Annotated in this window: 25 protein-coding genes; 24 read left to right on the top strand and 1 reads right to left on the bottom strand. The window is 67.7% G+C overall.

From position 1 onward, the window contains the following. The first annotated feature begins 9 nt into the window (after positions 1 to 9). The 12 genes from MKCMC460_RS08745 (at position 10) to MKCMC460_RS08690 (ending at position 10,101) form a co-directional block, all read left to right on the top strand. Positions 10 to 978: an NADPH:quinone oxidoreductase family protein gene (locus MKCMC460_RS08745; RefSeq protein ID WP_236981528.1), complete on the top strand. Its 969-nt coding sequence runs from the start codon at positions 10 to 12 to the stop codon at positions 976 to 978. 137 nt (positions 979 to 1,115) lie between these two features. Further along, positions 1,116 to 2,207: a homogentisate 1,2-dioxygenase gene (locus MKCMC460_RS08740; RefSeq protein ID WP_236981527.1), complete on the top strand. Its 1,092-nt coding sequence runs from the start codon at positions 1,116 to 1,118 to the stop codon at positions 2,205 to 2,207. A 108-nt stretch (positions 2,208 to 2,315) separates the two neighbouring features. Beyond that, positions 2,316 to 3,506 carry an alpha/beta fold hydrolase gene (locus MKCMC460_RS08735; RefSeq protein ID WP_236981526.1) on the top strand — a complete coding sequence of 397 codons (1,191 nt, stop codon included), beginning with the start codon at positions 2,316 to 2,318 and terminating at the stop codon, positions 3,504 to 3,506. Next, entirely contained in the window at positions 3,503 to 4,702 is a 1,200-nt protein-coding gene (locus MKCMC460_RS08730; RefSeq protein ID WP_236981525.1) for a CaiB/BaiF CoA-transferase family protein, read from the top strand. The genes MKCMC460_RS08735 and MKCMC460_RS08730 overlap by 4 nt, the downstream gene beginning before the upstream one ends. Before the next feature lie 5 nt (positions 4,703 to 4,707). Continuing rightward, positions 4,708 to 5,592 carry a hydroxymethylglutaryl-CoA lyase gene (locus tag MKCMC460_RS08725; RefSeq protein ID WP_236983896.1) on the top strand — a complete coding sequence of 295 codons (885 nt, stop codon included), beginning with the start codon at positions 4,708 to 4,710 and terminating at the stop codon, positions 5,590 to 5,592. Next, positions 5,592 to 6,215: a TetR/AcrR family transcriptional regulator gene (locus MKCMC460_RS08720; RefSeq protein ID WP_236981524.1), complete on the top strand. Its 624-nt coding sequence runs from the start codon at positions 5,592 to 5,594 to the stop codon at positions 6,213 to 6,215. The genes MKCMC460_RS08725 and MKCMC460_RS08720 overlap by 1 nt, the downstream gene beginning before the upstream one ends. A gap of 12 nt (positions 6,216 to 6,227) precedes the next feature. Further along, entirely contained in the window at positions 6,228 to 7,466 is a 1,239-nt protein-coding gene (locus MKCMC460_RS08715; protein WP_236981523.1) for an acyl-CoA dehydrogenase family protein, read from the top strand. Between the two features lie 14 nt (positions 7,467 to 7,480). Next, the gene (locus MKCMC460_RS08710; RefSeq protein ID WP_370653152.1) at positions 7,481 to 8,422 is read left to right on the top strand and encodes a phosphotransferase family protein; all 942 of its coding nucleotides are present in this window, start codon (positions 7,481 to 7,483) and stop codon (positions 8,420 to 8,422) included. Beyond that, positions 8,416 to 8,760: a DUF6285 domain-containing protein gene (locus MKCMC460_RS08705; protein ID WP_236983894.1), complete on the top strand. Its 345-nt coding sequence runs from the start codon at positions 8,416 to 8,418 to the stop codon at positions 8,758 to 8,760. Before MKCMC460_RS08710 ends, MKCMC460_RS08705 begins: the two co-directional genes overlap by 7 nt. Beyond that, positions 8,757 to 9,146 carry a nuclear transport factor 2 family protein gene (locus MKCMC460_RS08700; protein ID WP_236981521.1) on the top strand — a complete coding sequence of 130 codons (390 nt, stop codon included), beginning with the start codon at positions 8,757 to 8,759 and terminating at the stop codon, positions 9,144 to 9,146. Before MKCMC460_RS08705 ends, MKCMC460_RS08700 begins: the two co-directional genes overlap by 4 nt. Further along, on the top strand, positions 9,143 to 9,685 hold the full coding sequence (locus tag MKCMC460_RS08695) for a YceI family protein (protein WP_236981520.1): 543 nt from the start codon (positions 9,143 to 9,145) through the stop codon (positions 9,683 to 9,685). Before MKCMC460_RS08700 ends, MKCMC460_RS08695 begins: the two co-directional genes overlap by 4 nt. 14 nt (positions 9,686 to 9,699) lie before the next feature. Beyond that, on the top strand, positions 9,700 to 10,101 hold the full coding sequence (locus MKCMC460_RS08690; protein ID WP_236981519.1) for a hypothetical protein: 402 nt from the start codon (positions 9,700 to 9,702) through the stop codon (positions 10,099 to 10,101). A gap of 8 nt (positions 10,102 to 10,109) precedes the next feature. On the opposite strand, the gene MKCMC460_RS08685 is transcribed toward MKCMC460_RS08690, so the two are convergent. Next, positions 10,110 to 11,435, bottom strand: a complete 1,326-nt coding sequence (locus MKCMC460_RS08685; RefSeq protein ID WP_238305559.1) for a PPE family protein — start codon at positions 11,433 to 11,435, stop codon at positions 10,110 to 10,112. A 388-nt stretch (positions 11,436 to 11,823) separates the two neighbouring features. On the opposite strand from MKCMC460_RS08685, the gene MKCMC460_RS08680 reads away from it, so the two are divergent. From MKCMC460_RS08680 to nuoL, 12 genes are read left to right on the top strand one after another with little or no spacing between them, the layout of a single operon-like run. Next, the gene (locus tag MKCMC460_RS08680) at positions 11,824 to 12,201 is read left to right on the top strand and encodes an NADH-quinone oxidoreductase subunit A (protein WP_236981518.1); all 378 of its coding nucleotides are present in this window, start codon (positions 11,824 to 11,826) and stop codon (positions 12,199 to 12,201) included. An 8-nt stretch (positions 12,202 to 12,209) separates the two neighbouring features. Continuing rightward, the gene (locus MKCMC460_RS08675) at positions 12,210 to 12,764 is read left to right on the top strand and encodes an NADH-quinone oxidoreductase subunit B family protein (RefSeq protein WP_236981517.1); all 555 of its coding nucleotides are present in this window, start codon (positions 12,210 to 12,212) and stop codon (positions 12,762 to 12,764) included. Continuing rightward, entirely contained in the window at positions 12,761 to 13,486 is a 726-nt protein-coding gene (locus MKCMC460_RS08670; protein WP_236981516.1) for an NADH-quinone oxidoreductase subunit C, read from the top strand. Before MKCMC460_RS08675 ends, MKCMC460_RS08670 begins: the two co-directional genes overlap by 4 nt. Next, a complete protein-coding gene (gene nuoD, locus MKCMC460_RS08665; RefSeq protein WP_236981515.1) occupies positions 13,486 to 14,784 on the top strand; it encodes an NADH dehydrogenase (quinone) subunit D in 1,299 nt (432 codons plus the stop codon). Before MKCMC460_RS08670 ends, nuoD begins: the two co-directional genes overlap by 1 nt. Next, positions 14,781 to 15,563 (top strand): NADH-quinone oxidoreductase subunit NuoE, encoded by a 783-nt coding sequence (nuoE, locus tag MKCMC460_RS08660; RefSeq protein WP_236981514.1) that lies wholly within the window; start codon positions 14,781 to 14,783, stop codon positions 15,561 to 15,563. Before nuoD ends, nuoE begins: the two co-directional genes overlap by 4 nt. Next, positions 15,560 to 16,876 (top strand): NADH-quinone oxidoreductase subunit NuoF, encoded by a 1,317-nt coding sequence (gene nuoF / locus MKCMC460_RS08655; protein WP_236981513.1) that lies wholly within the window; start codon positions 15,560 to 15,562, stop codon positions 16,874 to 16,876. The genes nuoE and nuoF overlap by 4 nt, the downstream gene beginning before the upstream one ends. 7 nt (positions 16,877 to 16,883) lie before the next feature. Beyond that, a complete protein-coding gene (locus tag MKCMC460_RS08650; RefSeq protein WP_236981512.1) occupies positions 16,884 to 19,304 on the top strand; it encodes an NADH-quinone oxidoreductase subunit G in 2,421 nt (806 codons plus the stop codon). Positions 19,305 to 19,309: 5 nt separating this feature from the next. Then, positions 19,310 to 20,572, top strand: a complete 1,263-nt coding sequence (nuoH, locus tag MKCMC460_RS08645; RefSeq protein ID WP_236983892.1) for an NADH-quinone oxidoreductase subunit NuoH — start codon at positions 19,310 to 19,312, stop codon at positions 20,570 to 20,572. Then, positions 20,565 to 21,113, top strand: coding sequence for an NADH-quinone oxidoreductase subunit NuoI (gene nuoI, locus MKCMC460_RS08640; protein WP_255731146.1), 549 nt, complete (start codon positions 20,565 to 20,567; stop codon positions 21,111 to 21,113). The genes nuoH and nuoI overlap by 8 nt, the downstream gene beginning before the upstream one ends. Continuing rightward, positions 21,110 to 21,910 carry an NADH-quinone oxidoreductase subunit J gene (locus MKCMC460_RS08635; RefSeq protein ID WP_370653093.1) on the top strand — a complete coding sequence of 267 codons (801 nt, stop codon included), beginning with the start codon at positions 21,110 to 21,112 and terminating at the stop codon, positions 21,908 to 21,910. The genes nuoI and MKCMC460_RS08635 overlap by 4 nt, the downstream gene beginning before the upstream one ends. Beyond that, entirely contained in the window at positions 21,907 to 22,206 is a 300-nt protein-coding gene (nuoK, locus tag MKCMC460_RS08630; RefSeq protein WP_205876874.1) for an NADH-quinone oxidoreductase subunit NuoK, read from the top strand. The genes MKCMC460_RS08635 and nuoK overlap by 4 nt, the downstream gene beginning before the upstream one ends. Positions 22,207 to 22,216: 10 nt before the next feature. Then, positions 22,217 to 24,106: an NADH-quinone oxidoreductase subunit L gene (gene nuoL / locus MKCMC460_RS08625; protein ID WP_236981511.1), complete on the top strand. Its 1,890-nt coding sequence runs from the start codon at positions 22,217 to 22,219 to the stop codon at positions 24,104 to 24,106. Positions 24,107 to 24,124: the final 18 nt, after the last annotated feature.

Genomic DNA, 24,124 nt, shown 5'->3' with positions numbered 1-24,124 from the left:
GTGATCGGCATGCGCGCAGCACGGGTGACACGACTGGACGGTCCGGACGCCATCGAGGTGACAGACGTCGACGAACCCACCGGCGACGGTGTGGTGGTCGACGTCCACGCGGCCGGGGTGGCCTTCCCCGACGCGCTGCTGACCCGCGGCCTCTACCAGTACCGGCCGGACCCGCCGTTCGTGCTCGGCGCCGAACTCGCCGGGGTGGTGCGCTCGGCGCCCGACGGTGCACACGTCAAGCCCGGCGACCGGGTTCTGGGCTTGACCATGCTGACCGGAGCGATGGCCGAGGTCGCGGTGCTGGCCCCCGACCGGGTGTTCAAACTGCCGGACAATGTCAGCTTCGAGTCCGGCGCGGGCGTGCTGTTCAACGACCTGACGGTGTACTTCGCGCTGGCCGTCCGCGGCCGGCTGGCCCAGGGCGAGACGGTGCTGGTGCACGGCGCCGCCGGCGGGATCGGCACCTCAGCGCTGCGGCTGGCGCCGGCGCTGGGGGCATCCCGGGTGATCGCGGTGGTCAGTTCCGAGGAGAAGGGTGAGATCGCTTCCGCGGCAGGGGCGACCGACGTGGTGCTGGCCGACGGGTTCAAGGACGCGGTCAAAGAGCTGACCAACGGCCAGGGCGTCGACATCGTGGTCGATCCTGTGGGCGGTGACCGGTTCACCGATTCGCTGCGCTCGCTGGCCCCGGCCGGGCGGCTGCTGGTCATCGGATTCACCGGCGGCGATATCCCGACGGTGAAGGTAAACCGGTTGCTGCTCAACAACATTGACGTGGTCGGCGTGGGCTGGGGCGCGTGGGCCGGCCGGCACCCGGGCACGCTCGAGGCACAGTGGGCCGCCCTCGAGCAGTTGTTCGCCTCGGGCAAGCTGGCACCGCCGGAGCCGGAGGTCTTTCCGTTGGAGGAGGCCGCGGCCGCGGTGGCGTCGCTGGAGAACCGCACCGCCAAGGGGAAAGTCGTACTGCGGGTGCGCTGACCCGGCCTGGCCGCGTCAACGCGAGGCTGATTGGGGCGCGACCGGCTCCCCCGCGATGGGCGATCGCACTCTTGCCTCAGCCCAAAACAAAAAGTAATGTCACTTTCAGTTTTGGTCGACCACTAAACGGAGCCTCCATGGAATCCTTCATCCACCTGCGCAAAGGCAAGACACCGCGGCGCGTCCACGCCGATCTCGACGGCCTCAAAGACGACGAACTGGGCCGCGGCGGTTTCACCGGGCGCACCGCCAACATGTACCGCCGCAACGACCCCACCGCCTACCATGCGGTCGGCCCACTGCGCCCGACCGACGTCCTGGCCGACCAGCTCAAGCCGAGCGATGCCACCGATCCCAACGGCGGTCCGCTGCTGATGTTCAGTAACGCCGACTGCCGGGTGCTGCTCAGCCGCCGCCATGAGGAGATGCCGTTCTACGCCCGGCACGTCGACGGCGACCTGTTGTGCTTCGTACACAACGGCTCCGGGCTGTTGGAGACCGAGTTCGGGCCGCTGCGCTACCGGCCGGGCGACTGGGTGTACATCCCGAAGGCCTGTACCTGGCGCCAAATCCCAGATAGCGAAACAACTTTGCTGATGATCGAGGCCACCGACGAGTTCCGGGCGCCCCCACCCGGCACGCTGGGCCGGCACTTCCCGTTCGACCCGTCGCAGGCCGTCATCCCCGACCCCGCCCCCATCGACGACGACGGCCGCGACCAGTACGAGGTCCGCCTGATCCATGAAGGTGGACCGACAACGCTTTATTACCAACACAATCCGCTCGACGTCGAAGGCTGGCGCGGCGACAATTTCGCGTTCACGTTCAACATCGACGACTACAACGTCGTCACCTCCGACAGCGTGCACCTGCCCCCGACCGTGCACCTGTTCATGCAGGCGACCGGCGTCTACGTGATGAACTTCCTGCCCAAGCCCGCCGAAACCGTGCCCGGTACCGAACGCACACCGTGGTATCACCGCAACGTCGACTACGACGAGATCGCGTTCTTCCACGGCGGCTCGCTCTACGGCATCCCGATGCCTCCCGGCCTCATTTCCCATGCGCCGCAAGGGGTTCATCACGGCGCGCCGGAGAAGGCCCGGGAACGAGCCCGACGCAAGTTCGACGATTACACCCGGGTCGACTGGCAGGTGATCGCCATCGACACCCGCCGACGACTCACGCCCTCCCCCGAGATACTGGCCAACGACCTAGGACAACACTGAACATGAACCACGCCATCGACGATGCAGAACGAAGTGATGAGGAGGAGTGGCGTCAGTGAACCCCGCCATCGACGATGCAGAACGAAGTGATGAGGAGGAGTGGCGTCGATGAAACACGCCCCCGTTAAGCACGACTACGACCGCATCCCCTATCTCGTTGCCTTCGCCAACAATTCGGGCGTCCGCGACGTCTACGGCGGCCTCGCCGAGATCACCGTGCTGGAGAGCTTTCTGCTCAAGCCCAAGGACCGGCCCAGCGACACCGTGCTGGTGTTCATGCACCCGATCGGCGGCGGCGCCTACCTGCCGATGATCAACGCGCTGGCCCGCGCCGGCCACCACGTCATCTACTGCAACAGCCGGTTTCGCGGCACCGACTCCGCGCTGCTGATGGAGAAGGTGGTCGAGGACCTCGGCGAATGCATCAAGGACGCCAAGAACCGCCTCGGCTATCGGAAGGTGGTGCTGGCCGGTTGGAGCGGCGGCGGCTCGCTGTCGGTGTTCTACCAACAGCAGGCACAGCACGCGACCATCACCTCCAGCCCGTCCGGCGACGGCCCTGACCTGACCCAGCTGGAGCTGCCGGCCGCCGACGGCATCATGCTGCTGGCCGCACACATCGCCCGGCACGGCACCCTGACCGAATGGCTGGACGCGTCCATCCTCGACGAATCCGACCCCACCAAACGCGATCCCGAGCTCGACCTCTACAACCCAGACAACCCCAACCAGCCGCCTTACACCGAGGAGTTCCTGGCGCGTTACCGGCAGGCCCAGATCGACCGCAACCGGCGCATCACGGCCTGGGTGCACCAGAAGCTGGACGAGCTGAAGGCCGCTGGGCGCCCCGACGACGAGTTCTGTTTCGTCGTGCACGGCACCATGGCCGACCCACGCTGGCTGGACCCGACGGTCGATCCCAACGAGCGCAAACCGGGAACCTGCTACCTGGGCGACCCGCAGGTGGTGAACATGAGCCCGGTCGGGCTGGCCCGCTACTCCACGCTGCGCGGCTGGCTCTCCCAGTGGAGTTACGACGAAGCCCGCGGCGACGGCGTGGCGTGCGGCAAGGACCTTGCGATCCCCGCCCTGGTCATCGGTAACCTGGGCGACGATGCATGCACACCCAGCCACACCCGGCGGCTCTTCGAGGCGATCGGGCACCCGGATAAGGAGATGCACGAAATCCACGGCGCCACCCACTATTACGCCGGCCCCGACCAGCGCGACAAGCTGCGCGAGGCCGTCGACATCGTGACCGACTGGCTCCAACGCCACGACTTCGCGGGGCCTGAATGACCGGAGCCCTGGACGGCATCAGAGTGCTCGAACTGGGCACCCTGATCGCCGGTCCCATGGTCGGCCGCCTGCTGGGCGACATGGGCGCCGACGTCATCAAGATCGAACCGCCGGGTGCCCCGGACCCGCTGCGCACCTGGGGCCAGGCCGAGGTCGACGGGCACCATGTCTTCTGGACCGTGCACGCCCGCAACAAACGCGCCGTCACCCTCGACCTACGCAAACCGCAAGGCCGCCAACTGTTCCTCGAACTCGTCGAGAAATCCGACATCGTGGTGGAGAACTTCCGTCCGGGCACGCTGGAAAAGTGGAACCTGGGCTACGAGGTGTTGTCCGAACGCAATCCGGGCATCATCCTGGTCCGGGTGTCCGGGTACGGGCAGACCGGGCCCGACGCGCACAAGGCCGGCTACGCCTCGGTGGCCGAGGCGGCCAGCGGACTGCGGCACCTCAACGGCTTTCCCGGCGGCCCGCCGCCGCGCCTGGCGCTGTCGCTCGGCGACACCCTGGCAGGTATGTTCGGCGCGCAGGGCGCGCTGGCCGCGCTGTACCGGCGCAGTGTCACCGGCAAAGGCCAGGTGGTCGACGTCGCGCTCACCGAATCCTGTTTGGCTGTGCAGGAATCCACCATTCCGGATTACGACGTCGGCGGCGTGGTGCGTGGCCCGTCGGGCACCCGGCTGGAGGGCATTGCGCCGTCCAACATCTACCGCAGCGCCGACGGATCCTGGGTGGTGATCGCAGCCAATCAGGACACCGTGTTCGCTCGGCTGTGCAAGGCGATGGACCGCCCGGAGCTCGCCACCGACGAGCGATTCGCCACCCACACCGCCCGCGGCCGCAACCAGGACGAGCTGGACGCCATCATCGGAGCCTGGGCCGCGCAGCGCCAACCCGATGACATCATCGAAACCCTCTCTGCCGCAGGCGTGATCGCGGGACCGATCAACACCGTCGCCGAGGTGGTCAACGACCCGCAGCTGCAGGCCCGCGGCATGCTGGTGCCGCACCACGACGAGCGGATCGGACGCGACGTGCTGGGGCCCGGGATCGTTCCGGTGCTCTCCGAGTCCCCCGGCCGGGTGCGCACCGCCGGCCCGGCCCGGCCCGGCCAGCACAACGCCGACGTCTACACCGGGCTGCTCGGCAAGACCGATGCGGAGCTCGAGACCCTGCAGAACGGGGAGGTGCTGTGACCCACATCGACATTCGCGAAGTAGCGCTGCGCGACGGACTGCAGATCGAGCAGCCGATCCCGTTGTCGGCCAAGCTGGAACTGCTCGCCGCGGTGGCGAAAACCGGGGTGCGCGAAGTCGAGGCCACCGCCTTCGTCTCCCCCACCAAGGTGCCGTCGATGGCCGACGCGGCCGAACTGGCCGCCGAGCTGTACAACTTCCCCGGCATCGAATTCTCCGCACTGGTTGCCAGCCCGAACGGCGCGAAACGCGCAATCGCCGCCGGCTTCAGGTCGATCGAGTACGTGGTGGCCGCCGACGACACGTTCAGCATGAGGAACGTCGGCCGCACCAGCACCGAGGCAACCGATCAGATCAGTGAGATCGTCGCCATCGCACACGGCAACGACGTCAGTGTCGAGGTCATCGTCGCCACCGCGTGGGACTCGCCGTTCGAAGGCCCCACTCCCCCGCAGCGGGTACTGGACATCGCTACCGCCGCCCGCGACCAGGGCGTGGACCGGTTCTCGATCGCCGACACCATCGGCACCGCGACCCCTGGCCGGGTGAGTTCGCTCATCTCGCAACTACTTCCGATCATCGGGGACCTGCCGTTGGGCGGACACTTCCACAACACCCGCGGCTCCGGGCTGGCCAGCGCCTACGCGGCGGTCACCGCCGGCGTGACCCGGCTGGACGCGTCGGTCGGCGGGCTGGGCGGTTGCCCGTTCGCGCCCGGCGCCACCGGCAACATCGCCACCGAGGATCTGGTGTACCTGCTGACCGACAGCGGCTACACGGTCGACGTCGACCTGCAGGCCGCCATCGCCGCGGCGCGGGTCGCGAAAGAAGCCGTCGGTCACGACCTACCGAGCGCTCTGCTACGCGCGGGAGACCGGATCCGCAGCTGATGCCCGCAGAACTGCTGAGCGCCAAAGGGCGGCAGACCCGCCAAGCCATCGAGCTGGCCGCTCGAAAGCTGTTCGCCGAACGCGGTTTTCACGGTACCACGTTGGCCGACATCACCTCGGCCGCGGGCAAGTCGCCGGCGGTGTTCTACCGTTATTTCACCGATAAGGAAGACCTGCTGGCCGGCCTGGCCGAATCGTTTCTGCACGAGGTGGTCGAACCGTCCGGGTGGGCGGTACCCCTACCCGAGTCACCGGCCGACGACGCGTTCTTCACCTCGGTGGTCACCGGATACTGGAGCATGTTCAAGCAGAACATCGGCATCATGATCGCCGTCGCGCAGCTGGCCACCACCCAGCCACGATTCGCGCACGTGCAGAACGAATTCCGGCGTTTTGGTATGGACATCGTGGCCGCCTCGGTCCGCCGCGCCCAAGAACAGGGCCACGCAACCGAACTCAACCCGGAGCACACCGCCGCGGCCATCGCGCTGCTGTTCGAGAACTTCACCACCGTATTCGTCGGCAAGCCCGATCCCCAGAAAGGCCTGGGCGTGACCATCACCGACGAGGACGCGATCGCCCTGCTGTCCCGAATCTGGCAGAAGACGCTGTACGGAAACTAAGGAGTAATCAACGTGGATTTCACTCTGCCCGAACATCTTCCGGGCCTGCTGGCCGAGATGGACGAGTTCATCGAGACCGAGATCAAGCCGCTGGAACGCGAGAACATCCAGTACTTCGACCACCGTCGGGAGAATGCCCGCACCGACTGGGACAACGGTGGTATCCCGCGCCGCGAGTGGGAGGACCTGCTCGGTGAAATGCGCCGGCGCGCCGACAAGGCGGGCTGGCTGCGTTACGGCCTGCCGTCGCAGTTCGGCGGCCGCGACGGCAGCAACATCGATATGGCGGTCATCCGGGAACACCTGGCGCACAAGGGACTCGGGCTGCACAACGACCTGCAGGACGAGTCCTCGATCGTCGGCAACTTCCCGCAGGTCATCATGATGGACCGGTTCGGCACCGACGCCCAGAAAAAGGAATGGACCGAGGCGCTGATCACCGGCCAACGATCGATGGCGTTCGGCCTGACCGAACCCGACCACGGATCGGATGCCACCTGGCTGGAGACCACCGCGGTGCGTGACGGCGACAGTTGGGTTATCAACGGCGCCAAGCGTTTCAACACCGGCGTGCATCGCGCCACCCACGACCTGGTGTTCGCCCGCACCTCCGGTGAGCCGGGCCAGGCCCGGGGCATCACGGCGTTCCTGGTGCCCTGTGACACCCCGGGCTTCACCATCCCGTTTTATTGGTGGACGTTCAACATGCCGACCGACCACGCCGAAGTCGAGCTGAACGACGTCCGGGTGCCCGGCGACGCGGTGCTCGGCGAGGTGGACCGCGGTCTGGAGGTTGGCCAGACCTTCCTGCACGAGAACAGGATTCGCCAAGCGGCCAGCAGCCTGGGGGCAGCCCAGTACTGCATCGACCGTGCCGTGTCCTACGCCGGCGAACGCATCGTGTTCGGTAAACCGCTGGCGGTGAACCAGGCGGTGCAGTGGCCGCTGGTCGAGTTGCAGACCGAGGCGCAGATGGTGCGATTGCTGGTCTATTACGCCGCAACACAATTGGACCAGAATCACCACATGGAGGTCTCCGACAAGGTATCCATGGCAAACTACCGTGCCAATCGACTGGTGTGCGACGCAGCCGACCGGGCCATGCAGGTGCTCGGCGGCATCGGCTACAGCCGACACGAGCAACTCGAACACATCTACCGCCACCACCGCCGCTACCGCATCACCGAGGGCGCCGAAGAGATCCAGATTCGCCGGGTTGCCCAGCGGCTGTTCAAGTTCGGCAAAAAGTGACGCTGGCCGACAGCCTGAGCACCTTGCTCACCGAGGTCACGGGCCGCCAGGTGAGAATCGACAACCTGCGGGTGCTGACCGGCGGGGCCAGCCGCACCACCTGGGCCTTCGATGCCGTCACCGACACCGACCGGCGCGCGCTGATCCTGCGCACCGGCCCGCCCGACGACATCCACGCCGGCATGGAACTGGAGGCCCGGGTCCAGGCCGCCGCGGCAGCCGCGGGGGCGCCCGTCCCGCACGTCCTGGTCGCCGACGATTCGGTTGCCGCCCTTGGCAATCCGTACCTGATCTGCGAGGAGATCAAGGGCGAGACGATCGTCCGGCGCATCCAGCGAGCGCTCGAAGATCCGCAGCGGCTGCTGCGCCAGTGCGCCCAGGCCATCGCGGCGATCCACCGCGCCGACCCCGCGATCCCCGGTTTGACCCGCGAAGATCCGATCGAGCATTCCCGACGGCAGCTCGACGACATGGGCGACACCACCGCCACTTTCGAGTGGGCGTTTCGCTGGTTGGACGCCCACCGGCCGCCGCCCACCCCGACGGTGTTGGTGCACGGCGACTTCCGGATGGGCAACCTGATCGTCGACGGATCCGACCTGGCCGCGGTACTGGACTGGGAACTGGTACACCTCGGTGAGGCCTACGAGGACCTGGCCTGGTTCTGCGTGCGCGCCTGGCGCTTCGGCGCTCCCGCCGGCCGCGGCGCCGGCGGGCTGGGCAGCATCGAGACTTTCCTGCGCAGCTACGAGGAGGCCGGCGCGACGACGGTCGACCGGGCGGCGTTTCACTGGTGGCTGGTGCTGGCGACGCTGCGCTGGGGAATCATCTGCCGGTATCAGGCCGAGCGCCACCTGAGCGGGCAGACCCGCTCGGTGGAGCTGGCCACCATCGGACGCCGGGTATGCGAGAACGAATGGGACCTGCTCGACCTGCTCGCGGAGGTCCCATCGTGAACCTGCACGGCCGGCCCACCGCGGCCGAACTCGTCGCCGCCGTCGCCGAATTCCTGGAGACCGACGTACGGGAGGCGACCACCGGCCAGGTCAACTTTCACGCCCGGGTGGCCGCCAACGCGCTACGCATGGTCGAGAGAGAACTGCGTGAGCCGGACGATTCGGACGTGCGGGTAGCGCTGGACCGCCTTGGATACCCCGATGAGGCGGCGCTGGCCGCCGCCATCCGCGCCGGCGAACTGGACGGCCGCGACGCGGACGTCACCGCCTGCCTGCGCACACTGGTACGCCACCGACTGGCCGCCGCCCACCCCGGATACGACAAGGAGCAACCATGACGGTCCTGGAAACGGCCGACCGGCTGTTCAGCGCGATCGAAGAGGGCGACAAGGCCGCGGTCGCGAACATGTGGAGCGACGACGTCACCGTGTGGCGCACCGGCCGCCGCCCCGAGCTGGTCGACGACAAGCCGCGGGCGCTACGGGTGATCAATTGGTTCATCTCAGCCACCACGCAGCGCGCCTACCAGATCCTGGACCGGGAGGTCTTCGACAACGGATTCGTCCAGCAGCACATCCTGCGCGCCACCGGGCTCACCGGTCAGGCGATCGCGATGCGGGTTTGCATCGTGATCAAGTTGGACACAGATGGTCTTATCAACCGAATCGACGAGTACTTCGACCCCGAAGAGCTCGCCCCGCTACTGGACCGGGATCCAAGATGACGACGCTGGAAACACTGCTCGCCGACCCCGACACCGTCGGCACCTGGGCGTTGCTGCCCGAGAAGTCCACCATCGGCTTCAAGATCAAGAACATGTGGGGGCTGGTGCCGGTCAAGGGCAAGTTCACCGAGTTCAGCGGCGCCGGCGAACTCACCGGCACCGGCGCGGTCAACGGCCGCATCGACATCCAGGTCGCGTCGCTGCACACCGGCATCGGACTCCGCGACAAACACCTACTGTCCGCCGACTTCTTCGACGCCGAACGCTTCCCGACGATCGCGGTCGTTGTCACCGACCTGAGCCCGGGGCCCGGAAAGGCCGCCGAAGTGAAGTCCGAGTTCACCATCAAGGGCGTCACCGAACCGGTGACGCTGCCGGCGACCGTCACCGAGCACGACGACGGATCGGTGCGTATCACCGGCCGCGGCGACATCGACCGAACCCGCTTCGACCTGGACTGGAACAAATTCGGTGTGATGGCCGAGACGGTCACCGTGTCGGCCGAAGCCGTCTTCGTGCGGTCGTCCAGCGGCGCGTGAATTACCATCTGCACGTGCCCGACTCGAGCAGCCCCCTGAAGATCCTCGTCTACAGCAGCAACGCGCAGACCCGCCAAGCAGTGATGCAGGCGCTGGGTAAACGGCTGCATCCGGATCTGCCGGAGTTGAGCTATGTGGAAGTCGCCACCGGCCCGATGGTGATCCGCACAATGGACGAAGGCGGCATCGACCTGGCCATCCTGGACGGGGAGGCTACGCCCACGGGTGGCATGGGAATCGCCAAGCAACTCAAGGACGAGCTGTCGAACTGTCCGCCGATCCTGGTACTCACCGGCCGTCCCGACGACGCGTGGCTGGCCAGCTGGTCTCGGGCCGAAGCGGCGGTGCCGCATCCGCTGGACCCGATCGTGCTGGGCCGCGCGGTACTGAGCCTGTTGCGCGCACCCGCCCTCTGACCAGGCGGTCAGCCCCGGAGTTGGATCTTTTCCTCGGCTTCGGGAGCTTCGGCCTGCGCCTGGTGGAACTCTCCCGGCTCGATCTCCGGGCGCAGTCGCAGCACCGATTCCTCGGCTGCCGAGTCTTCTGATTCCTTACCGGCCCGCTTGGCGCCGGCCGCCCGCAGCGGTGACACCGGGATGCCGGAGGCGCCCGCGGCTGCGGAGGCCGCCGCGGCCCCGACTCCCGGAGCCGCCGCGGCGGCGATGTCGGACGCCGCGCTGGGCAGCACGCTCATCGCCGGGATTTCCGGCGTCTCCGAAGCCGCGGTTTCTTCCGTCGCGACGGCTTCCTCGGACTTTTCGGAGGACTCTTCGGCCTTAGTGGGTTCGGCGGACTTCGCGGGTTCCTTGGACTGGGTCGGCATCGACGGGCTGTCGCCGAGCAGCCCGGCCATCGCCACGCCACCCATCGCCAGCGGCATCATGCTGAAGCCCCCGACACCCGAGCTCGCGACGCCGGTGTTGGCGGTGGTGGCACTCACGGCGCCGGCGTCTGCGGGGGCTACCGCGTTGCCGGCGGTGTAGGCGCCGGGATCGCCGCTGGTGTAGCTGGCCGGGGCCAGACCCGCGTCGGTGCTCCCCGCCCCACCGGCGGTGGTGGCCGCACCGCCGTCGGCGCTTCCCCCGCCGCCGGCCGCACCGCCGGCACCGCCGGCGCTCATCGGTCCCGCCCCGGTCGCGGCGCCAGCAGCCGCACCCGCGCCGTTACCCGCGCCGGAGTTGGCCAGGCCGGCCAATCCCCCGGCCAGGCCGCTGGTCAGCGCCGGGAAGCTCTGCAGCACGGTCTGCCACGGCACCACCTGCGCGGCCGCCGCCGCGGCGTCGGCGTAATACCCGGCCATGGCGGTGACGTCGGCGGCCCACATCTCCTCGTAAATGCTCTCGGCCAGCGCGATCAACGGCGCGTTCTGGCCGAACAGGTTCGTCATCACCAAGTTCACGAACGCATTGCGGTTGGCGTCCACCGCACTCGGATGGACAACGGCCGCGCGGGCTGCCTCGAAGGCGCTGACCACCGATCGCGCCTGTCCCGCCGCACCCATTGACTGCGACGCCGCCGCGGCCAGCCAGCCCGCGTAGGGAGCGGCGGCGGCTGCCATGGCCGCGGCTGCCGGTCCCTGCCATGCCTGTCCGGCCAGGTTGGAGATCACCGAACCGAACGACTCGGCGGCGGTACTCAACTCTGCGGCCAGACCGTCCCACGCCGCGGCGGCCTGCAACATCGGCCCACTGCCGGCGCCCATGAACATCTTCGGGGAGATGATCTCCGGCGGCTGCGTGAAAAAACTCACAGTTCGCGTCCTCCCAGATCGGCCGACGGCGCTCGCGACCTCGCAAATCGCCCCCGCTACAGTCTGCTTGTAAGGGTAACAACAACCGCTCCACGCGTCTGGCGGTCGCCGGAATCAGCGATATTTTGCCTGGCTGGGTATCAAAAACCGGCCGTCTGGACAGCGGCTTGGCGGTTGCCCGCCGGGCCGTGCGGCGCCGCCGCGAACCGCCACCGAACCCGGGCGACCCCGCGGTGTCTATGAGCTTGACCCCGGGCATGTGCTCGGGCGGTCGCGCGACTATGTTGAAGGTCACTGTGACGGCCCACAAGCCCGGTCCGTCACTACAGCCCAATCACCCGCTTGCCCGCCCGCGCTGGCGGCCCGTACGGACGGATCGTGGAGCGAGTTGAACGCCTACATACCCATCCTGGTGCTCGCGGCAGTTGCCGCGGCGTTTGCCATCGGCTCGGTCTTCCTGGCCAGCATCACCGGGCCGACCCGTTTCAACAGGTCGAAGCTGGCGGCCTACGAATGCGGGATCGAGCCGACGGACAGCCCGGTCAGCGGTCCGCACGCGGCCAGCGGTCAGCGTTTCCCGATCAAGTACTACCTGACCGCGATGTTGTTCATCGTGTTCGACATCGAGATCGTGTTCCTCTATCCGTGGGCGGTCAGCTTCGATTCGCTGGGAGTTTTCGCGCTCGTCGAAATGCTGGTTTTCATGTTGACGGTTTTCGTGGCCTACGCCTATGTGTGGCGCCGCGGCGGCCTGACGTGGGATTGAGGTAGGACGTGGGAATCGAAGAACAGCTTCCCGGTGGGATCCTGCTGTCCACGGTGGAGAAGGTGGCGGGCTACGTCCGCAAGAACTCGCTGTGGCCGGCGACGTTCGGGCTGGCCTGTTGTGCGATCGAGATGATGGCGACCGCCGGCCCGAGGTTCGACATCGCCCGGTTCGGAATGGAGCGGTTCTCGGCGACGCCGCGACAAGCCGACCTGATGATCGTCGCGGGCCGGGTGAGCCAGAAGATGGCGCCGGTGCTGCGCCAGATCTACGACCAGATGGCCGAGCCGAAGTGGGTGCTGGCCATGGGCGTGTGCGCCTCGTCGGGCGGAATGTTCAACAACTACGCGATCGTGCAGGGCGTCGACCACATCGTCCCGGTGGACATCTACCTGCCCGGCTGCCCGCCGCGGCCCGAGATGCTGCTGCACGCAATACTCAAGCTGCACGACAAGATTCAGGAAATGCCGCTGGGGGTCAACCGCGAGCGCGCCATCGCCGAAGCCGAAGAGGCGGCGATGGCGGCCCGGCCCACCATCGAGATGCGCGGGCTGCTGCGATGAGCTCACCGGACAAGGATCCGCAGGGCGCGGCGGTCACCCCGGGCGTCCAGGTGCCGGTGGGCGGCGAGGTGATCGACGTCCGCCGCGGCATGTTCGGCGTGTCCGGCACCGGCGACACCTCCGGTTACGGCCGGCTGGTTCGCAAAGTGACACTGCCCGGCGGCAGCCCACGGCCCTACGGCAGCTACTTCGACGACATCGCCGATCGACTGAGCGAGGCGCTGTCGCGCGACGGCGTCGAGTTCGACGAGGCGATCGAGAAGGTGGTGGTCGACCGCGACGAGCTCACCCTGCACGTGCACCGGGATCGGCTGGTAGAGGTCGCCCAGCGCCTGCGCGACGAACCGGAGCTGCGCTTCGAACTGTGCATGGGCGTCAACGGCGTGCACTACCCGCACGAGACCGGCCGCGAACTGCACGCCGTCTACCCGCTGAAGTCGATCACGCACAACCGCCGGCTGCGACTGGAAGTGTCGGCGCCGGACAGTGATCCGCACATTCCTTCGCTGTTCGCCGTCTACCCGACCAACGACTGGCACGAGCGCGAGACGTACGACTTCTTCGGCATCATCTTCGACGGGCACCCGTCGCTGACCCGGATCGAGATGCCCGACGACTGGCACGGGCATCCGCAACGCAAGGACTACCCGTTGGGCGGTATCCCGGTCGAATACAAGGGCGCGCAGATTCCTCCGCCCGACGAGCGGAGGGGTTACAACTGATGAGCACCACCGAAACTCTCGTCGTCGCCGGCGGTCAGGACTGGGACAAGGTCGTCGACGCCGCACGCAACGCCGACCCCGGCGAACGCATCGTCGTCAACATGGGCCCGCAGCACCCGTCCACCCACGGGGTGCTGCGGCTGATCCTCGAAATCGAGGGCGAGACGGTCACCGAGGCCCGCTGCGGAATCGGCTACCTGCACACCGGAATCGAGAAGAACCTCGAATACCGGTACTGGACGCAGGGCGTCACCTTCGTCACCCGAATGGATTACCTCTCACCGTTTTTCAACGAAACCGCGTACTGCCTGGGCGTGGAGAAGCTGCTCGGCATCACCGAGCAGATCCCGGAGCGGGTCAACGTCATCCGGGTGATGATGATGGAGCTCAACCGGATCTCCTCGCACCTGGTCGCGCTGGCGACCGGCGGGATGGAGCTGGGCGCGATGACGCCGATGTTCGTCGGCTTCCGGGGCCGCGAAGTGATCCTGACCCTGTTCGAGAAGATCACCGGCCTGCGGATGAACAGCGCCTACATCCGGCCCGGCGGCCTGGCGCAGGACCTGCCGCCCGGCGGGGCCGACGACGTCGCCGAAGCCCTCGTACAACTCCGCAAAATCCTGCGCGAGATGGGCGACCTGCTCAACGAGAACGCGATCTGGAAGGCCCGTACCGAAGACGTCGGATACCTCGATCTGACCGGTTGTATGGCCCTGGGCATCACCGGCCCGATCCTGCGCGCCACCGGTCTGCCCTACGACCTGCGCAAGAACGAGCCGTACTGCGGCTACCAGGACTACGAGTTCGACGTGATCACCGAAGACACCTGTGATGCGTACGCGCGCTACATCATTCGCGTCAAGGAGATGTGGGAGTCGATCAAGATCGTCGAACAGTGCCTGGACAAGCTGCGGCCCGGCCCGACGATGGTCGAGGACCGCAAGATCGCTTGGCCCGCAGACCTTTACGTGGGCCCCGACGGAATGGGTAACTCCCCTGAGCACATCGCCAAGATCATGGGCAGCTCGATGGAAGCGCTGATCCACCACTTCAAGCTGGTGACCGAGGGCATCCGCGTTCCGGCCGGACAGGTCTACACGGCGGTGGAATCCCCGCGCGGCGAACTCGGCGTGCACATGGTCAGCGACGGGGGCACCCGGCCCTACCGGGTGCACTATCGCGACCCTTCCTTCACCAATCTGCAGTCGGTGGCGGCGATGTGTGAAGGCGGGATGGTGGCCGACCTGATCACCGCGGTCGCCAGCATCGACCCCGTGATGGGCGGGGTGGACCGGTGAGCGCGCCGTCCGCGTCGAACAGCGGCGAGCGGGTCTTCATCCGGCTCGGGCCTCCCCCGTCGGAACCCAACCAGTTCGTGGTGGAGGGCGCCCCGGAGTCGTATGCGCCGGAGGTGCAGGCGCGACTGGAACTCGAGGCCAAGGAGATCATCGCCAAGTACCCGAACAAGCGGTCGGCGTTGCTGCCGCTGCTGCACCTGGTGCAGGGCGAGGACTCCTACATCACCCCGGCCGGAATGGAGTTCTGCGCGCAGCAACTAGACCTGACCGGCGCCGAGGTATCGGCGGTGGCCAGCTTCTACACCATGTATCGGCGCGGTCCCACCGGTGACTACTTCGTGGGTGTCTGCACCAATACGCTGTGCGCGGTGATGGGCGGCGACGCAATCTTCGACGACCTCAAGGAATACCTCGGCATCGGCAACGACGAGACCACCCCCGACGGATCGGTCACGCTGCAGCACATCGAATGCAACGCCGCCTGCGATTTCGCGCCGGTGGTGATGGTCAACTGGGAGTTCTACGACAATCAGACCACCGAGTCGGCGCGCCGGCTCGTCGACTCGCTGCGGTCCGGTGAGCCGGTGCCCCCCACCCGCGGGGCGCCGCTGTGCAAGTTCCGCGAGACCTCGCGCATCCTGGCCGGTCTGCGCGACGAACGCCCCGACGAAGGCCAGGGTGGGGCCGGCGCGGCCACCCTGGCCGGCCTGCGGGTGGCACAGGACAACGATATGCAGGCACCCCCCGTTCCGGGCAGCGCGCCGGAAGGCAAAGCATGACAACACCTTTGACGCCGGTCATCAGCCGGTACTGGGACGACCCCGAGTCGTGGTCGCTGGCGACCTACGAACGTCATGACGGCTACCAGGCCATGAAGAAGGCCCTGGCAATGGACCCCGACGACGTGATCACGACGGTCAAGGACTCCGGACTGCGCGGTCGCGGCGGTGCGGGATTCTCCACCGGCACCAAGTGGTCGTTCATCCCGCAGGGCGACTCCGGCGCCGCCGCCAAGCCGCACTACCTGGTGGTCAACGCCGACGAGTCCGAACCCGGTACGTGCAAAGACATTCCGCTGATGCTGGCCACGCCGCACGTGCTGGTGGAAGGCGTGATAATCGCCTCCTACGCGATCCGGGCCAGCCACGCGTTCATCTACGTGCGCGGCGAGGTGGTACCGGTGTTGCGCCGGCTGCAGAACGCGGTGGCCGAGGCCTACGCCGCCGGTTATCTGGGCCGCGACATCGGCGGCTCCGGTTTCGACCTGGAGCTGGTGGTGCACGCCGGCGCCGGCGCCTACATCTGCGGCGAGGAGACCGCGCTGCTGGACTCGCTGGAAGGCCGCCGCGGCCAGCCCCGGCTGCGGCCACCCTTCCCCGCCGTCGCCGGCCTCTACGGCTGCCCGACGGTGATCAACAACGTGGAGACCATCGCCAGCGTCCCGTCGATCATCCGCAACGGCGTCGACTGGTTCCGCTCCATGGGCACCGAAAAGTCACCGGGCTTCACGCTGTATTCGCTGTCCGGGCACGTCACCCGGCCCGGCCAGTACGAGGCGCCGCTGGGAATCACGCTGCGCGAGTTGCTCGATTACGCCGGCGGCGTGCGGGCCGGGCACCGGCTCAAGTTCTGGACCCCGGGCGGGTCGTCCACGCCGCTGCTGACCGACGAACATCTCGACGTCCCACTGGATTACGAAGGAGTCGGCGGGGTCGGCTCGATGCTGGGCACCAAAGCTTTGGAGATCTTCGACGAGACCACCTGCGTGGTGCGGGCGGTGCGGCGCTGGACCGAGTTCTACAAGCACGAGTCCTGCGGCAAGTGCACACCGTGCCGCGAAGGCACCTTCTGGCTGGACAAGATCTACGCACGACTGGAAAACGGCCAGGGCACCCGCGAAGACCTCGACAAGCTGTTGGACATCTCCGACGCGATACTCGGAAAGTCGTTCTGCGCGTTGGGCGATGGCGCCGCCAGCCCGGTGATGTCCTCGATCAAGTTTTTCCGCGACGAATACCTCGCCCATGTCGAAAGAGGCGGATGCCCGTTCGACCCCCGAGACTCCATGCTCTCGCCGGACGGAAAGGCGTGACCTGCCGATGACCACGACTTCTGATGCGACCGACAAGACCGGCGAGGCGACCCCGCCGGACATGGTGTCGCTGACCATCGACGGCGTCGAAATCAGTGTTCCCAAAGGCACTTTGGTGATCCGCGCGGCTGAGCTGATGGGGATTCAGATTCCCCGGTTCTGCGACCACCCGCTGCTCGACCCGGTCGGCGCGTGCCGGCAGTGCCTGGTGGAGGTGGAGGGCCAGCGCAAGCCGATGGCGTCGTGCACCACGGTGTGCACCGACGACATGCAGGTGCACACCCAGCTCACCTCGCCGGCCGCCGATAAGGCCCAGCACGGCGTGATGGAACTGCTGCTGATCAATCACCCGCTGGACTGTCCGATGTGCGACAAGGGCGGTGAATGCCCGTTGCAGAACCAGGCGATGTCCAACGGCCGCGCGGAATCTCGCTTCACCGACACCAAGCGCACCTTCGCCAAGCCGATCAACATATCCTCGCAGGTGCTGCTGGACCGGGAGCGGTGCATCCTGTGCGCCCGCTGCACCCGGTTCTCCGACCAGATCGCCGGTGACCCGTTCATCGACATGCAGGAGCGCGGCGCGCTGCAGCAGGTCGGCATCTACGCCAACGAGCCGTTCGACTCCTACTTCTCCGGCAACACCGTGCAAATCTGCCCGGTGGGCGCGTTGACCGGGATGTCCTACCGGTTCCGGGCCCGTCCCTTCGACCTGGTGTCCAGCCCGAGCGTGTGCGAGCACTGCGCGGGTGGCTGCGCCGAGCGCACCGACCATCGACGCGGCAAGGTGATGCGCCGGTTGGCCGGCGACGACCCCGAAGTCAACGAGGAATGGATCTGCGACAAGGGCCGCTGGGCGTTCACCTACGCGACCCAACCCGACGTCCTCACCACGCCGCTGATCCGCGACGCCGACGGGACGCTGCAGCCCGCGTCGTGGTCGCACGCGATCGTGGCCGCGGTGCAGGGACTCGACGCGGCCCGCGGCAACACCGGGGTTCTGGTCGGCGGCCGGGTCACCTGGGAAGACGCCTACGCCTACGCAAAGTTCGCGCGAATTGTGTTGGGCACCAACGACATCGACTTCCGCGCCCGACCCTTCTCGGCCGAGGAGGCCGACTTCCTGGCGGCGCACGTCGCCGGGCGGCCGGTCACCGTCAGCTTCTCCGACCTGGAGACCGCCCCGGTGGTGCTGCTGGTCGGGTTCGAGCCCGAGGAAGAGTCGCCGTCGGTGTTCCTGCGGTTGCGAAAGGCCGCCCGCAAGAACGGTGTTCCGGTCTACGGGGTGGCGCCGTTCGCCACCCGCGCCCTGGCCAAGATGTCCGGCCGGCTGCTGCGCACCGCGCCCGGCGCCGAGCCCGCCACGCTGGACGGCTTGACCGACGGCGAGGTGGGAGAGCTGCTGCGCAAACCCGGCGCGGTCATCATGGTCGGGGAGCGTCTGGCCACTGTTCCCGGCGGCCTGACGGCCGCGGCCCGACTGGCCGAGGCCACCGGCGCCCGGCTGGCCTGGGTGCCCCGGCGCGCCGGTGAGCGGGGCGCGCTGGAAGCCGGCGCGCTGCCCGGCCTGTTGCCGGGCGGTCGCCCCGTCGCCGACGACGCCGCCCGGGCACAGGTCCTCGCCGCGTGGCACGTGGACGAATTGCCTACCGCGCCAGGGCGGGACGCCGACGGCATCCTGGCCGCCGCCGCCGACGGCACCCTGGGTGCGCTGCTGGTGGGCGGCATCGAGCCCGGCGACTTCGCCGATCCCGAGGCGGTGCTGGGCGCACTCGATGCGGCGCCGTTCGTGGTCAGCTTGGAGTTGCGGCACAGCGAGGTCACCGAACGCGCCGACGTGGTGTTCCCGGTGGCGCCGACCACGCAGAAGCCGGGCGCGTTCGTCAACTGGGAAGGCCGCTACCGCGGCTTCGAACCGGTGTTCCGTGGCACCACCGTGCAGGCCGGCCAATCCGATCACCGGGTGCTCGACACGCTGGCCGACGAGATGGGCATCTACCTCGGCTGCGCCTCGGTGGAGTCGGCCCGCGAAGAACTGGCGGCGCTGGGTACCTGGGACGGTGAACGCCCGGCCGGGCCGTCGGTCCAGGCCGCAGCGCCCGCCCAGCCCGGCGCCGGCGAAGCGGTGCTGACCGGCTGGCGGTTGCTGCTCGACGCCGGCCGCGGCCAGGACGGCGAACCGCATCTGGCCGGAACCGCGCGCCAACCCGAGGTGCGGCTGTCGCCGGACACCGCGGCCGAGATCGGCGCCGCCGACGGTGAACCCGTCACGGTCAGCACCCCGCGCGGCTCGATCACATTGCCGCTCAACATCACCGACATGCCCGACCGGGTGGTGTGGTTGCCGTTGAACTCGCCCGGCTCGGCGGTACACCGGCAACTGGGCGTGACCGCAGGCAGCGTGGTGAAGATCGGGGCGAAATCATGAACGGCTTGACCGCTTTCGGGCACGATCCGTGGTGGCTGGTGGTCGGCAAGACCCTGGCCATCTTCGTGTTCCTGATGCTTAACGTGCTGGTGGCGATCCTGCTCGAGCGGAAGATCCTGGGCTGGATGCAGTTGCGGCCCGGCCCCAACCGGGTCGGCCCGTGGGGCACCCTGCAGAGCCTGGCCGACGGAATCAAGCTGGCGCTCAAGGAAAGCATCACTCCCGGCGGCGTCGACTGGTTCGTCTACTTCGCCGCACCGGCCATCTCGGCGATCCCGGCGTTCACCGCGTTCGCGTTCATCCCGTTCGGCCCCGAGGTGTCGGTCTTCGGCCACTGGACACCGTTGCAGCTCACCGACCTTCCGGTCGCGGTGCTGTTCATCCTGGGGCTCTCGGCGATCGGCGTGTACGGCATCGTACTGGGCGGCTGGGCGTCCGGCTCCACCTACCCGCTGCTGGGCGGGGTGCGATCGACCGCCCAGGTCATCTCCTACGAGGTGGCGATGGGGCTGTCGTTCGCCGCGGTGTTCCTCTACGCCGGCTCCATGTCGACGTCGCAGATCGTGGCCAGCCAGGACCGGGTCTGGTACGTCTTCCTGCTGCTCCCGTCGTTCATCATCTACCTGATCTCGATGGTCGGCGAAACCAACCGGGCACCCTTCGACCTGCCCGAGGCCGAAGGCGAGCTGGTCGCCGGCTTCCACACCGAGTACTCGTCGCTGAAGTTCGCGATCTTCATGCTCGCCGAGTACGTCAACATGATGACCGTGTCGTCCCTGGCCACCGTCATGTTCTTCGGCGGCTGGCATGCCCCGTGGCCGCTGAACATGTGGGACGGCGCCAACTCCGGCTGGTGGCCGGTGCTCTGGTTCACCGCCAAGATGTGGACCTTCCTGTTCATCTACTTCTGGCTGCGCGCCAGCCTGCCCCGGTTCCGCTACGACCAGTTCATGTCGCTGGGCTGGAAGTTGCTGATCCCGGTCTCGCTGGTGTGGATCATGATCGCCGCCGTCGTCCGCACCCTGCGCAACCAGGGCTACCAGCATTGGACGGTGGTCCTGGTGATCAGCAGCCTCGTCGTCGGCGCGCTGCTGTTGGCGACGCTGCGCAAACCGTTCAGCGCACCGAGCCCCAGGGCGCGCGCCCGCCAGCGCCGCCAGCAGCTCGAGGAGCGCGGCAGCACCGAACCGGCGTTCCCGGTGCCGCCGCTGCCGCTGAAGAAACTCGAACAGCCGATCGGCGCGAGCAAGGAGAAGGCACGTGGCTAACCCACTCCGGCGTCCGTTGGACGCCCTGGCCGGATTCGGCGTGACATTCAGCTCGATGTTCAAAAAGACCGTCACCGAGGAATATCCGGAGAAGCCGGGCCCGGTGGCGCCGCGCTACCACGGACGCCATCAGCTCAACCGGTACCCCGACGGCCTGGAGAAGTGCATCGGCTGCGAGTTGTGCGCCTGGTCGTGTCCGGCCGACGCGATCTACGTCGAGGGCGCGGACAACACCGAGGAAGCCCGGTACTCCCCGGGCGAACGCTACGGGCGCGTCTATCAGATCAACTACCTACGCTGCATCGGCTGCGGCCTGTGCATCGAGGCCTGCCCCACCCGGGCGCTGACCATGACCAACGACTACGAACTGGCCGACGACAACCGCGCCGACCTGATCTACGAGAAGGACCGGCTGCTGGCGCCGCTGCTGCAGGACATGCTCGCGCCGCCGCACCCGCGGGCCGAGGGCGCCACCGACAAGGACTACTACCTGGGCAACGTGACCGCCCACGGTCTGCGTCAAAGCCAGGACGCCAAATGATCGCCACCCTGGCCGCCAACGTCGCGGCCGACACGCTGGTCCGCACCTCCACCGGTGAAGCGGTGATGTTCTGGGTGCTGGGCACCGCGGCATTGATCGGCGCACTCGGGGTGGTGCTGGCCGTCAACGCGGTCTACTCCGCGATGTTCCTGGCGATGACGATGCTCATCCTGGCGGTGTTCTACATGGCCCAGGACGCGCTGTTCCTCGGCGTCGTCCAAGTCGTCGTCTACACCGGCGCGGTGATGATGCTGTTCCTGTTCGTGCTGATGCTCATCGGCGTCGACTCCGCCGAGTCGCTCAAAGAGACGCTGCACGGCCAGCGGGTCGCCGGTGTGGTGACCGGCATCGGGTTCGGTGTGCTGCTGATCGCCGGGATCGGCAACGTGGCCACCGGCGGCTTCTCCGGGCTGGCTGCCGCGAACGCCAACGGAAACGTCGAAGGCCTTGCGGCGCTGATCTTCTCGCGCTACCTGTGGGCCTTCGAATTGACCAGCGCGCTGTTGATCACCGCGGCGGTCGGGGCGATGATCCTGGCGCACCGGGAGCGTTTCGAGCGCCGCAAGACCCAGCGCGAGCTCGCCGAGGAACGCTTCCGTCCGGGAGGCCACCCGACGCCGCTGCCGAACCCCGGTGTCTACGCCCGGCACAACGCCGTCGATGTGGCCGCGCTGCTGCCCGACGGCTCCTACTCGGAGTTGTCGGTTTCCAAGATCCTGCGCACCCGCGGGGCCGACGGCCTTGCCACCCCCTCCCCCGAAGCCGTGTCCGGCGGCCCCAAAGGCGGTGCGTCATGAACCCGGCCAACTACCTCTACCTCTCGGCCCTGCTGTTCACCATTGGCGCCGCCGGCGTGCTGTTGCGGCGCAACGCGATCGTCATGTTCATGTGTGTGGAGCTGATGCTCAACGCCGTCAACCTGGCGTTCGTCACCTTCGCCCGCATGCACGGCAAGCTCGACGGACAGATGATCGCGTTCTTCACCATGGTTGTCGCGGCCTGCGAGGTCGTGATCGGCCTGGCCATCATCATGACGATTTTCCGTGCCCGCAAATCGGCGTCGGTCGACGACGCGAATCTACTCAAAGGCTAGAAACGCCAAGATGATTCACTACACCTGGCTGCTGGTGGCACTGCCCCTGGCAGGTGCCGCGATCCTGCTGTTCGGCGGTCGGCGCACCGACGCCTTCGGCCACTGGCTGGGCACACTGGCCGCGCTGTCCGCGTTCGGCGTGGGAGCCACGCTGCTAGCCGAGATGCTCGGTCGTGGCGAAGGCGACCGGACCATCGCCCAGACGGTGTACTCCTGGATTCCCGTCGGTGGCCTGCACGTCGACTTCGGCCTGCAGATCGACCAGCTGTCAATGTGTTTCGTGCTGCTGATCTCCGGAGTGGGCTCGCTGATCCACATCTATTCGATCGCCTACATGGCCGAGGACCCGGACCGCCGCCGCTTCTTCGGCTACCTCAATCTGTTCCTGGCCTCGATGCTGCTGCTGGTGGTCGCGGACAACTACGTGCTGCTCTACGTCGGCTGGGAAGGCGTGGGCCTGGCTTCCTACCTGCTGATCGGCTTCTGGTACCACAAGCCGTCGGCGGCCACGGCGGCCAAGAAGGCGTTCGTGATGAACCGGGTCGGCGACGCCGGGTTGGCATTGGCGATGTTCCTGATGTTCGGCACCTTCGGCACGGTGTCCTACAGCGGCGTGTTCGCCGGGGCGCCCGCCGCCAGTCAGGGCGTGCTGAACGCGATGGGTCTGCTGCTGCTGATGGGTGCGTGCGCCAAATCCGCCCAGGTGCCGCTGCAGGCCTGGTTGGGCGACGCCATGGAGGGCCCCACCCCGGTGTCCGCGCTGATCCACGCCGCCACCATGGTGACCGCCGGTGTCTACCTGATCGTGCGGTCCAACCCGGTGTTCAACCTGGCGCCCGGCGCGCAGCTGGCCGTCGTCATCGTCGGCGCGGTGACCCTGATGCTGGGAGCGTTCATCGGCTGCGCCAAGGACGACATCAAGCGGGCCCTGGCCGCCTCCACGATGAGCCAGATCGGCTACATGGTGCTGGCCGCGGGCCTGGGCCCGGCCGGCTACCCCTTCGCGATCATGCACCTGCTCACCCACGGCTTCTTCAAGGCCGGGCTGTTCCTGGGCTCCGGGTCGATCATCCATGCCATGCACGAGGAGCAGGACATGCGCCGCTACGGCGCGCTGCGCAAGGCTCTGCCGATCACCTTCGCCACCTTCGGTCTGGGGTATCTGGCGATCATCGGGGTGTGGCCGTTCGCCGGCTTCTTCTCCAAGGACGCGATCATCGAGGCGGCCCTGGGCGCGGGTGGCACCCGCGGCTACGTGCTCGGCGGGGCCGCGCTGCTGGGTGCGGGCATCACCGCGTTCTACATGACCCGGGTGATGCTGATGACCTTCTTCGGCAAGAAGCGCTGGACGCCGGGGACCCACCCGCACGAGTCGCCGGCGCTGATGACGATGCCGATGATCCTGCTGGCGTTCGGCTCGGTGTTTTCCGGTTTCCTGTTCACCTACGGCGACTCGCTGAAGCACTGGCTGGAACCCGTCGTCGGTGTGCACGAGGAAGCCGCGCACGGCATTCCGGCCGCGGCGGTCAGTGCCGCGGCGCTGGCGGTCGTCCTGGTCGGAGTTGTGGTGGCCTACCGGATGTACGGCGGCAAGGCGGAAATCCCGCGGGTCGCCCCGGCCCGCGTCTCGGTGCTCACGACGGCCGCCCGCGCCGACGCCTACGGCGACGCCTTCAACGAGGAGGTCTTCATGCGCCCCGGTGCGCAACTGACACACGCGCTGGTCGTCGCCGACGACGCCGGTGTGGACGGATCGGTCAACGGACTGGCCGCGCTGGTGGGCCGAACGTCGAATCGCCTGCGCGGCTTTCAGACCGGCTTCGCCCGCAACTATGCGCTGTCGATGCTGCTGGGTGCCGCCGTGGTGGCCGGCGCATTGTTGGCGGTGAACCTGTGGTGAGCGCCCGCGTCGCGACGA

Source organism: Mycobacterium sp. 20KCMC460 (assembly GCF_022179425.1).
Lineage (GTDB): Bacteria > Actinomycetota > Actinomycetes > Mycobacteriales > Mycobacteriaceae > Mycobacterium > Mycobacterium kiyosense.
The sequence above is the reverse complement of the archived record's forward strand: the minus strand, read 5'-3'. Positions and strand labels throughout refer to the sequence as shown.

Coding starts and splice junctions, on each gene's coding strand:
- MKCMC460_RS08745 (WP_236981528.1), top strand. CDS start 10: ATGCGCGCAGCACGGGTGACACGACTGGACGGTCCGGACGCCATCGAG.
- MKCMC460_RS08740 (WP_236981527.1), top strand. CDS start 1,116: ATGGAATCCTTCATCCACCTGCGCAAAGGCAAGACACCGCGGCGCGTC.
- MKCMC460_RS08735 (WP_236981526.1), top strand. CDS start 2,316: ATGAAACACGCCCCCGTTAAGCACGACTACGACCGCATCCCCTATCTC.
- MKCMC460_RS08730 (WP_236981525.1), top strand. CDS start 3,503: ATGACCGGAGCCCTGGACGGCATCAGAGTGCTCGAACTGGGCACCCTG.
- MKCMC460_RS08720 (WP_236981524.1), top strand. CDS start 5,592: ATGCCCGCAGAACTGCTGAGCGCCAAAGGGCGGCAGACCCGCCAAGCC.
- MKCMC460_RS08700 (WP_236981521.1), top strand. CDS start 8,757: ATGACGGTCCTGGAAACGGCCGACCGGCTGTTCAGCGCGATCGAAGAG.
- MKCMC460_RS08695 (WP_236981520.1), top strand. CDS start 9,143: ATGACGACGCTGGAAACACTGCTCGCCGACCCCGACACCGTCGGCACC.
- MKCMC460_RS08670 (WP_236981516.1), top strand. CDS start 12,761: ATGAGCTCACCGGACAAGGATCCGCAGGGCGCGGCGGTCACCCCGGGC.
- nuoD (WP_236981515.1), top strand. CDS start 13,486: ATGAGCACCACCGAAACTCTCGTCGTCGCCGGCGGTCAGGACTGGGAC.
- nuoF (WP_236981513.1), top strand. CDS start 15,560: ATGACAACACCTTTGACGCCGGTCATCAGCCGGTACTGGGACGACCCC.
- MKCMC460_RS08650 (WP_236981512.1), top strand. CDS start 16,884: ATGACCACGACTTCTGATGCGACCGACAAGACCGGCGAGGCGACCCCG.
- MKCMC460_RS08635 (WP_370653093.1), top strand. CDS start 21,110: ATGATCGCCACCCTGGCCGCCAACGTCGCGGCCGACACGCTGGTCCGC.
- nuoK (WP_205876874.1), top strand. CDS start 21,907: ATGAACCCGGCCAACTACCTCTACCTCTCGGCCCTGCTGTTCACCATT.
- nuoL (WP_236981511.1), top strand. CDS start 22,217: ATGATTCACTACACCTGGCTGCTGGTGGCACTGCCCCTGGCAGGTGCC.